The organism is Rheinheimera sp. (genome assembly GCF_020217005.1).
Lineage (GTDB): Bacteria > Pseudomonadota > Gammaproteobacteria > Enterobacterales > Alteromonadaceae > Pararheinheimera.
This window is the reverse complement of record NZ_JAIWOI010000132.1, coordinates 1-10,000: the sequence shown is the minus strand read 5'-3', so window position 1 is coordinate 10,000 and position 10,000 is coordinate 1. Positions and strand designations below refer to the sequence as shown.

Genomic DNA, 10,000 nt, shown 5'->3' with positions numbered 1-10,000 from the left:
TTGTTTACGGAGCCTTTTCTACATGACCAGGATATGTTTGTCTCTGCTGCAGAAAAACCTTTTATGGCAACAGATTTAGCGGACTTAACAGGTAAAACTTTTATTGGTTCTCAGGGATACAGGTACAAAGCTTTAGATCAGGCCGTTGCGGCCGGCATATTGAAAAGAGTAGATACACTGCAGGAAGATTATGTGTTGGATATGCTGAGGTTAGGCCGGGGTGACTTTACGATCATCAGCTCCTCTACATTGTCTTATAAATTCAATCAGGGTGAACAAGCCCGTTATTTTTATGTGGCGTCCACTCCTCATGAAGTGATATTGCGACGATTTATGCTAAGTAACAACGACCCCAGGTTATATCAGTTTTTACAGAGTGCAGTGGCAAAGATGTCGTCAGATCCAAAATGGCAGCAACTGCTCAGCAAATACCACATCCAACAGGCTTTAGTAAAACATTGAAGTTGAAATTCTTTTCTGTGGTTTTCATCAAAGATTCGCTGACTTGTCATAGTTTTGAAAAGTGAGGCCGTCATTCTTAGTTGGCTTAAACTTGTTGCATGCATCACTGTTCCTGGTGATTTCAGGGCCCTTAATGGGCCCTTTTTTATTCAAAACCACTGCCGGCTAGCCACAGTTGCAGAAATTCGACAAAAATCCTGACACGGGCAGGCCGGAACGAACCCGGCGGATATACCGCGTAAATTCCGCCTTTGGCAAGTTGCCACTCCGGTAATACTTGTACCAATTCGCCGCTTTTGATCAAAGTTCTGGCTGTGTAATCAGGCAGGACTCCAAGGCCAGCTCCGGTTTTGACCAGAGCGGTAACAGAAGCTGTCGAGCCGGTTTTTATCTGGCTTCGCATCTGTACCTGCAGTCGTTCCTCTCCTTTACTAAAACTCCAGTGCAAAGCTGAAGGCAGCAACGTAAAGCAAATAAAATGGTGCTGCGACAATTCAGTTGGATGCTGTGGTAAACCATGATGTTGCAGGTAAGTGGGGGAGGCCACCAACCATTGCTCAAAGCTGCCCAAAGAGATAGCTTTTTGGCTTGAGTCCCTTAACCAGCCCGCTCTGATGGATAAATCTATCCCCTCTTTGACTAAATCTTTGATCTGATCGCTGCTTTTTAATTCGAACGCCAAAGCCGGGTGCCGCTGACGGAAAGCCAGCAATGCTGGTATCAGCACCTGCTGAGCATAATCCTCCGGTGCACTGATCACTAAAGTGCCAGTTAAGTTTTGCTCTGAGCTTTGAGCTTCGATCAAATGCTGACTTAGCTGTTGCAGCAGCGGCAGACAGTGCTGGTACAGCTGTTCGCCAGCCTGAGTCAGACTGACCAGTCGGGTGGTACGGCGGAACAGCGCAACCGCCAGACTGGATTCCAGAGCTTTGATTTGCAGGCTGACTTTGGTTTTTGTGCAGCCAAGCCGTTCTGCCGCTGCAGTAAAGCTGCGCTCCTGAGCTAAAACCAGAAAAACCGGTATCGCATTTAAATCAATATTTTGCAGTTGCATGATAGCTATTGTTGTTTGATTGATAACAGTGAATTATGTATTGGTGTATTTTTCTAATCAATAAGTCTGAGGATAATAAAGCCTATTCACTCAGACGGAGATTAAGTTATGCATATCGCAATTATTGGGGCCTCTGGTTTTATTGGTTCAGCTTTGACCACGGAAGCATTAGAACGTGGGCATCAGGTCAGGGCTCTAGTTAGCAGACCTGAGCGTCTGACACAGACAGAAGGTTTAACTGGCGTTAAAGTGGATGTGATGGATACCGCGGCTCTGGCTTTGGCGCTTGAGGGCGCAGATCTGGTGATCAGCGCTTTCAGTGGTCACAAAGAGGCAGATGTGGCAGCCTATTATATTCAAGGCTTCAAATCCATTTTAGCGGCCAGCATTGAAGCTAAAGTGCCTCGTTTGCTGGTGGTAGGCGGCGCAGCCTCGCTGGAATACGCGCCAGGCCAGATGTTGCTCACTAGCCCGGATTTCCCGGCCGCTTATCTGGGATCGGCGCAAGGTGCTTATCAGGCGTTGTTACTGCTTAAAGCACAACAGCAGCAAAATTGGAGTTATTTGTCTCCTGCCGCCGAAATTTTTCCAGCGGAAAAAACCGGGATCTTCAGGCTGGGCAAGGATCAATTACTGACTGATGCACAGGGCCAAAGTCGTATTTCAACCGCTGATTATGCGCTTGCTATGCTGGATGAAGCTGAGCAGCCACGCCACCAGAACCAGCGTTTTTGTGTCGCTTATTAAGTCAGTCATCGCAAGGGGGGGTTGATTGCCCCTTTTTCATTAAGTTTTCATAAGTTCGTCACTAAAGTGTCATAACACGACTTTAGGGTAATTCCTGATTTTTCATATAAAACAGGACTTTACCGAAAATGAAATTCTCTGTGTTACGTCTAACTTTAGTGGCGTCAGCCTTAGCTTTAGCTTTATCCGGTTGTACTCTGGATGGTGATGATGGCGCGGCTGGACCAGCAGGTCCTGGCGGTGCTGTGGGCCAGCCTGGTACTCCTGGTGTTCCCGGTACTCCTGGTCAAAACGCGCAAACTGGCATCAGTACCAAGGCTGTTGCTCGTTTTGTCACTGGGACTTACGGCGCTGGCGCAGCAGAGATCACTCAGTATCACAAAGCATCTAAACGCATTTTTGTGGTGAATGGTGCAGCAAACAGAGTTGAGATTCTGGACGCCTCCGGCATTAAAAGTACCGCGCTGACTGATGCAATCACCGCCAATAACCTGACCAGTACGCCATTGGTTATGCCTGCTACTGTAATGGTAAAAAATGCCGCAGGTACGGATGAAAGCTTAAATCTGGGTTTTGCTAACTCTATTGCGATTTCCGGTAATTTGTTGGCAGTGGCTGCGGAGAATGATGTGAAATCATCTGCGGGCGCAGTGCTGTTTTATGATATCAGTGCTGCAACACCAGTATTTGTTAAAGCGGTAAAAGTAGGCGCTTTGCCTGATATGGTCACTTTCACTCCGGATGGCAGCATGTTGCTCGTTGCCAATGAAGGTGAGCCGGAATCAGATTACAGTGTCGATCCTGAAGGTTCAGTCGGTATGATCGCAATGACTGGCGGAGTTGCAGCGGATCAGGCCACTCTGATGGGCTTTAATCTGTTTAATGCGGATCAGGCTAAACTAGCGGCTCAGGGCGTGAAGTTTGCTGCTCCGACTGGTACTACAGTAGCGCAGGACTTAGAGCCTGAATACATTACGGTCAGCAGCGACAGCAAAAAAGCCTTTGTGTCACTGCAGGAGAATAACGCATTAGCCATAGTGGATTTAGCGAAAAAGCAAATCACTAAGGTGGTAGCCCTGGGATTTAAAGATTATAGCCAGGCAAAAAATGCAGTGGATGTCAGCAACAGAGACGGTGTAAAACTCAGTACTTATCCTGGTGTTTATGGCATGTATCAGCCTGATACACTTGCCAGTTATAACTGGAAAGGTGCGACTTTTATTCTTAGTGCAAACGAAGGTGACGCCCGCGACTGGGATGGCTACAGTGAAGAAGGCAGAGTCAGTAGCTTAAAACGTTCAGCAGACTTAACAGCGTTGCAGGCAGGATTTTACGATGCCAATGGCTTAGGTCGCCTGAATGTATCTAAAGCTATGGGTTTAAATGCGCAGGGTGAATACGATGCGCTTTATGCCTATGGTGCCCGCTCTTTTAGTATCTGGGATCAGAATGGTAATCAGGTCTTTGACAGTGGCTCTGACTTTGAACGTATCAGTTCAGGTGTGCATGCGGAGCTGTTTAATACCAACCACACCGTAGTGGAAGGCGACAGCCGTTCTGATGATAAAGGTCCTGAACCAGAAGCTGTCACTATTGGTCAGGTTGGCGACAAAACCTATGCTTTTATCGCGACTGAGCGCTTAAGCGGCATTTTTGTTTACGATATAACTAACCCATATGACACCAAGTTTGTAGATTACTTCCACAATCGTAACTTTGATGCCGTATACGAAATTGATGATGACATGGTGCCTGCGGCAGTCAGTGGTGATTACCAACAGGCGGGTGACTTAGGGCCTGAAAGTCTGGTCTTTGTCCCTGCAGCTGACAGTGCTACGGGTCAGGCCTTAGTATTAATGGCCAATGAAGTCAGTGGTAGCCTTACCGTATTTGAGGTAAGTCCACGCTATTAATGCGGCGCTCACGGAGAGGAAGTAAATCTCCTCTCCGTTCTCATTTTACTGAAAACACAGCTTTTTTTTCCCCAGCTACAATACAATTCTTGCCACTGCTACTATACTGAGCCCGGACGACCTGAGCTTGATGCTGCTTTATCAGTTCACCGCTGTAGCTGCATTAAATATGCTTTCCTGAGGAATATTAACGACGTGAAAACCAAGCTAGTTATTGCTGGTTCTGTGCTTTGGGCATCTACTGCTTTCGCCACAGAAGTGATAACTCATCCTGCTGTGCCCATGGACCAACTGACAGTCAATCAGTTGCGTGGTATCTATTCTATGCGGCAACAAAAATGGCCTGATGGCACAGCGGTCAGAGTTTTTGTGCTGCCAGCAAAAAATCAGGTGCATCAGACTTTTGCTAAAGAAAAACTACAGATGTTTCCCTACCAGCTGGACAGGATCTGGCAAAAGATTACTTATTCAGGCTTAGGCTCAGCGCCAGTGGTGTTGAGTTCTGAGCAACAAATGCGTGAAATGGTAGCCAGTACTGCAGGTGCCATAGGTTATATTGAGAATCCAGATGAACTATCCACCCTTAAAGTCATTCGTATCACGCAGTAAGCTATGCCTTTTACTGCTACTGGGCTGTTCATTACAGCTGCAGGCAGACGAAGTGCAATGGCATGGTTTTATTTCACAGGGCCTTATTCAGGCGCCTGAAACCAACTTTGTGAATCTGGATGACAGCATTTCCGCTGAGCTGACAGATTTGGGTGTCAATATGTCCTGGGTATTGTCTGATAATCTGCGGCTGGCCGGCCAGGTTGTCTATCTGGATGGAGGTCGTCGTTATACCAAAGGGACCAGACTGGATTACTTGTTTTTGGACTGGACCTTACACAGTGATTTTAACTGGCGGCTGGACATGTTTTTAGGCCGCTTTAAAAACCAGCACTGGCTTTATTCAGCGACCCGTGATGTGCCTTTTACCCGCAATGCCATAGTGCTGCCACAATCTGTGTATTTTGATTCTTTCCGTGATATTGCCGTGGGCAGTGATGGTTTGGCTTTTAAAGTAACCCGCAACACCAGTCTGGGTGAAATTGAATTGAACTGGAGTTGGGGGGCGACCAATTTAAGTAAAGAGCAGAGTCAGATCCTGCTGAGTACTCTGGCGCAAGGCGACGCTGAGCAAGACTATGTGCATCAAGCCAGCCTGTTCTGGCGCCCGGATCAGTCTGCCTGGCAGGTGGGAGTTTCTTTACTCGATTCTGATTTTAGCTATGACAAAGCCGAGCTGGATTACTACTTTGACGGAGCTATGACAGTACAAAGGGTCATGTTTAATGGGCGTTATGCGGCTGAATACTGGGAACTGAGCAGTGAATGGGTACAGGAGCGGCTGGATATCAGTGATTTTTATGCGCCTGGATTTAAGCGCGATAGTTTCAGTCAGGGCTGGTATGTGCAGGGCCGCTACAATTTGTTGCCCCGCACCTGGGCTTTGCTTAGTGTCGATTTATTCGATTTAGATAAAGATGATCGCAGCGGCCGTAAATTCTCTGAAAGCACTGGTGGTTTAGTGCCGGCTTATTTTGGTTATCAGGATGAGTTAACCTTAGGCTTAACTTATGATTTCAAAGATAATCTTCGCTTAACCATGGAACATCATTGGGTTAAAGGTACAGCTCGTCTGGCTTATCCTGTGCTGCCTGATCTGCAGTACAACAAGTCCGAGTACTGGCAAATGTGGGCGATGCAACTGATGTATTGGTTCTGACATAGATGCGGCCTTTTGTCTTTAGTTTACCCTGGAAAATTTTGCTGGCGACGGTCAGCGCTCTGCTTTGTATGACGGTGCTGCAAACCAGCCTGGGTTTGATGCGAATGAGCGAAGAGTTTGATCGCCAGCAGCAATTAAAACGGGAATCAGCTCTACAGCAATATCTGCAGCAAAACACCATTATTGAACAGCAACTTAGGGTATGGCTGGAAAGCTTTTCAGACTTGGTGCAGTTAAGCCAGCAAGCTGATTTTTCTGCTTTTGTGCAACGTTTAGCCGAACAAAGCGACAATATGCAGCTGCATCTGAATATTGAACAGATTTGGTTACACGACAGTAAGATGCAACTTTTGTATAGCAGTGCCCAGCAGACCGCTTATTTTTCTCCCGCTCTGGTACAAAAAGTACTGACCCAACAAAGCCCGCTGACATTAAATTTATGCGTGCAGTATTGCGTGAAGCAATTGAGTTTGCCTGTCTTAAATAGTACAGGTGAAGTCGCTGTGATGACTGTGACTACCACTTTGGTTGATATTTTGTCGGCTCTGCACCAGAGCTTAAACTCAGACGTCGCTTTGATCAGGGCGAGCAGGGCAATACCTGGTAAAACCTCCCGTGAACTTATATCCAGTTCCAATCCTGAATTGCTAAAAGCTCTATTGCTGAAAGTATCGGATTTACAGGCCGATCTGGCCTTGAGCCAAGGTCTTGAGTTGGAGGACAGCGGTCAGCATTACCTGATCTCGGCTTTTGAGATGCAAAGTCAGGGCGTCTATCTGACGGTTGTAGACAATATCAGCGATTTTGTCGCCACAAATAACGGGTATCGCCGTCAGTTGCTGGTGACCTCCGGCATTCTTTTTGGCTGCATGGTGCTGCTGGTGTATCTCATTATGAGACGTATCAGTCTGAGATTAAAAAAACTGAGCAAAGCTTTGCCTTTATTATCGCAAAAACAATATGCCGGTTTTCGCCAGCAAAGTCATTTCCAGCCCAGTATGTGGCCTGATGAAGTCGATTTATTACGTCAGGCGGCGGACGAACTTAGTGTTGAGCTTGAATTGCTTAACCATAAAGTGGAACAACATACCAACGAACTGGAAAAAGTCGCTATGTATGATCTGCTGACCACTTTACCAAACCGCAATATGCTGCAGTATCAGTTGGAGCGTATGCTGAGCAGCCTGACAGCAGAGAAGAAGTTTCTGGCGGTGCTTTTTGTCGATCTGGATGACTTTAAGCGGGTAAATGACAGTCTGGGGCATGCACAGGGCGATAAGTTATTAAAACTGGTGGCTTTGCGTTTAAAGGACTGCTGCAGGGCAAACGATTTGCTCTGTCGTTTTGGTGGTGATGAGTTTGTGTTTGTGCTGCCTCAATTGACTGATATGGACACGCCATTTCGCCTGGCCAGCCAGGTATTGCAACGCATACAGCAGCCACTGAGTATAGAGCAGCAGAATTTTGTGATGACTGCCAGTATTGGCTTAACCATCAGTGCGGCCAATCCGGTTCTGTCGGACGACTTAATACGTCAGGCTGATCTGGCCATGCATGAAGTTAAACTCAATGGCGGCAATGGTGCTCAGGCCTACAACCTGGACATGTATCAGCGCGTGCAGCAAAGGGTGTTGCTGGAGCAAGATTTAAAAGAAGCTTTGACGCTGAATCAGTTCAGTATAAATTTCCAGCCTCAGATGACCATAGCTACAGGTCAATTGTATGGCTTCGAAGCGTTGATCCGCTGGCGTCATCCGGTGCGTGGTATGGTGCCCCCAGATGAATTTATTCCGGTATTAGAGCAGTCCAGGCAAATAGTGCCTTTAGGCTACTGGATTATTGAACAATGTATGCAGCAATGTCTCAGCTTATTACACAGCGGTTGGCATCATTTCCGCATCGCTATTAATTTGTCGGCAGAACAGTTTGTCGACCCTGAATTAATTCCAACACTAAAATTGCTGCTGGATAAGTATGAACTGCAGGGCTGTTACTTTGAATTAGAACTGACAGAACGGACACTAGTACAAAGTATTGAAACCATGCTGAATATCATGTCGCAAATCAAAGCTATGGGTATTCATTTTGCTATTGATGACTTTGGTACCGGCTACTCGTCCCTGAGTTATCTGAAAAAGATGCCGATGGATTGTATTAAAATCGACAAGAGTTTCTTGTCCGGTATGTTGGAAAATGCCGCGGACTTTCAGATTATCGCTTCCACTATAGCTATGGTGCAAAAACTGCAACTACAGGTTGTAGCTGAAGGAGTGGAGACGCGTGAGCAACTAGAGCTATTGCGTCAGCAGGGCTGTGATATAGCACAAGGTTATTTGATCGCCAGACCTATTCCGCAAGCCGAATTGGCGGGCTTTTTAGAAGAGCATTTCCCAAAAGGCATTTGGCGCGGGCATAAAGCAGGTTAAATGAATCAGGGGCAGAGTCACATTAAACTACGGATTTAACGTGACTCTGACCCGGATTTGTTTTAGCGGCACAGCTGGCCTTGCTGAATGTAAGGATTCAGGATAGGTGCCATTCCTTTGAGTACCTGCAGTGGTAAGGCTGAAGTAAAACTAAAGTCCTCAGCCGCTTTACCTGGCACAAAAGCTGTCAGAGTACCAAAGTGGTTCTCACCCAGATAAAATACAAATGTAGCAGTACGGTTAACGGTAGTGGCTTGAACAGTCCGGCCCCGTATCACCTGAGTGGCCATTTTGTTATCACCAGTACCAGTCTTTCCACCTATCACTAATGGCGAACCGTCTGCTTGAGTGAAAGCTCCCTTCAAACGTCGTGCAGTACCATCATTCGCCACTTCAGACAAAGCAAAACGTAATGCTCTGGCTACTTCAGGTTTCATCACCCTTTTGGCTTCGTAAGGCTGGTACTTTAACTTGACTTCATATGGCGTATTGGCGGCAAAGTGCAGCTGATCTACCCGAACTGTTGGCAGCAACATACCGTCATTCTGGATAATGCCTATCAGCTCAGCCAGGGCTGCCGGTCTGTCGCCTGAGCTACCCAATGCGGTGCCCAGCGATGGCACCAGGTGATCAAAGGCGTACCCCAGTTTTTTCCAGCGCTGATGAATATCAAGGAAGGCTTCCACCTCCAGCATAATACGAATACGGGTATCACGTGCGCTGCGGTTAGAGGTTTTAAATAACCAGCGATACACCTGCTGGCGCTGTTCTGCTGAGGCATCAACCGCCTCTTTGAAAGTCGCTTGAGGATTCTTATGCATAAAGCTTAATAACCAAAGTTCCAACGGGTGCACTTTGGCTATATAGCCCTGATCCATCAGGCTGAATTTACCCGGACCGTATTTGTTATACAGCTCGTCTATGTCTTTGACGGTCAGATTTTCGTCCGGTAGACGTTGCTGTAAAAATGCACTGAAGTTAGCAAAGTCTGAATCCGGTAATAAATATCTGTGGACTGCGGCCAGTCGATCCGGAGTCTGCTTTAAACCTTCAAAAAAGGTAGTCAGACGGTCTTCTTCGGTTTTCTTCTGGTATTTACGCCAGAAACGTTGCAGGAAAGAGCTGCCTTCTTTATCGGCAAAACGACGTAAATAGTCTTCGCGACGCGGGTCTTTATCATTTTTCAGCAGTAACGACGTGCTGCCCGCTGTCTGATAGCTGCTGCTGTAGGCCACTATATCCCGCATAATTCGCACAAAGGGCAGGTTAATAGACTCTTTTAATGACTCCAGTACTGTAGGAACCTTGATGTCCTCTTTTTTCTGGAAGTTATTAAAGACCTGTAAGCCACCACCGGTAAAAAACCGTTCAGCGGGTGAGGCAGAGTAGGTGCGCTGCAGGGCCGCTTCCAGCATTTTCGTTAAATCACGATCGGCGGTATGCGCCATATAAGTAGCGGCCCAACGGGTTAAATTGTCGTTTGGTGCTATCTCCAGATTCAGTAGATTTTCCGGCAGTTCATCAATAAAAGAATCATGCAACTCGGCGATGATCTCCAGATAAGTGGTCAGCACCCTCAATTTGGCAGTTGAGCCTAATTCCAGTTTGCTGCCTTCATTTAAATCAA

7 protein-coding genes and 1 pseudogene are annotated in these 10,000 nt (G+C 46.9%); 6 read left to right on the top strand and 2 right to left on the bottom strand.

Annotated elements, in window-relative coordinates; genetic code table 11:
• Nucleotides 1-462: ABC transporter substrate-binding protein (locus LDL40_RS06500; RefSeq protein ID WP_300994393.1), on the top strand; the 462-nt coding region annotated here is incomplete at its 5' end.
• Between the two features lie 145 nt (nucleotides 463-607).
• Here the strand turns inward: LDL40_RS06500 and LDL40_RS06495 are convergent.
• A complete protein-coding gene (locus LDL40_RS06495; protein ID WP_300994391.1) occupies nucleotides 608-1,516 on the bottom strand; it encodes a LysR family transcriptional regulator in 909 nt (302 codons plus the stop codon).
• A 108-nt stretch (nucleotides 1,517-1,624) separates the two neighbouring features.
• Here LDL40_RS06495 and LDL40_RS06490 point away from each other — a divergent pair, with 108 nt between their 5' ends.
• The 5 genes from LDL40_RS06490 to LDL40_RS06470 all read left to right on the top strand — a co-directional run bounded on the left by LDL40_RS06490 (nucleotide 1,625) and on the right by LDL40_RS06470 (nucleotide 8,373).
• A complete protein-coding gene (locus LDL40_RS06490) occupies nucleotides 1,625-2,263 on the top strand; it encodes an NAD(P)-dependent oxidoreductase (protein ID WP_300994389.1) in 639 nt (212 codons plus the stop codon).
• A gap of 128 nt (nucleotides 2,264-2,391) precedes the next feature.
• Nucleotides 2,392-4,176, top strand: a complete 1,785-nt coding sequence (locus tag LDL40_RS06485; RefSeq protein ID WP_300994387.1) for a choice-of-anchor I family protein — start codon at nucleotides 2,392-2,394, stop codon at nucleotides 4,174-4,176.
• 195 nt (nucleotides 4,177-4,371) lie between these two features.
• Entirely contained in the window at nucleotides 4,372-4,785 is a 414-nt protein-coding gene (locus LDL40_RS06480) for a hypothetical protein (RefSeq protein ID WP_300994386.1), read from the top strand.
• Entirely contained in the window at nucleotides 4,745-5,944 is a 1,200-nt protein-coding gene (locus LDL40_RS06475; RefSeq protein WP_300994384.1) for a hypothetical protein, read from the top strand. The genes LDL40_RS06480 and LDL40_RS06475 overlap by 41 nt, the downstream gene beginning before the upstream one ends.
• 5 nt (nucleotides 5,945-5,949) lie before the next feature.
• On the top strand, nucleotides 5,950-8,373 hold the full coding sequence (locus LDL40_RS06470) for a bifunctional diguanylate cyclase/phosphodiesterase (RefSeq protein ID WP_300994383.1): 2,424 nt from the start codon (nucleotides 5,950-5,952) through the stop codon (nucleotides 8,371-8,373).
• A 62-nt stretch (nucleotides 8,374-8,435) separates the two neighbouring features.
• Here the strand turns inward: LDL40_RS06470 and LDL40_RS06465 are convergent.
• Nucleotides 8,436-10,000, bottom strand: a pseudogene (locus LDL40_RS06465) (glycosyl transferase family 51); the annotation flags it as partial.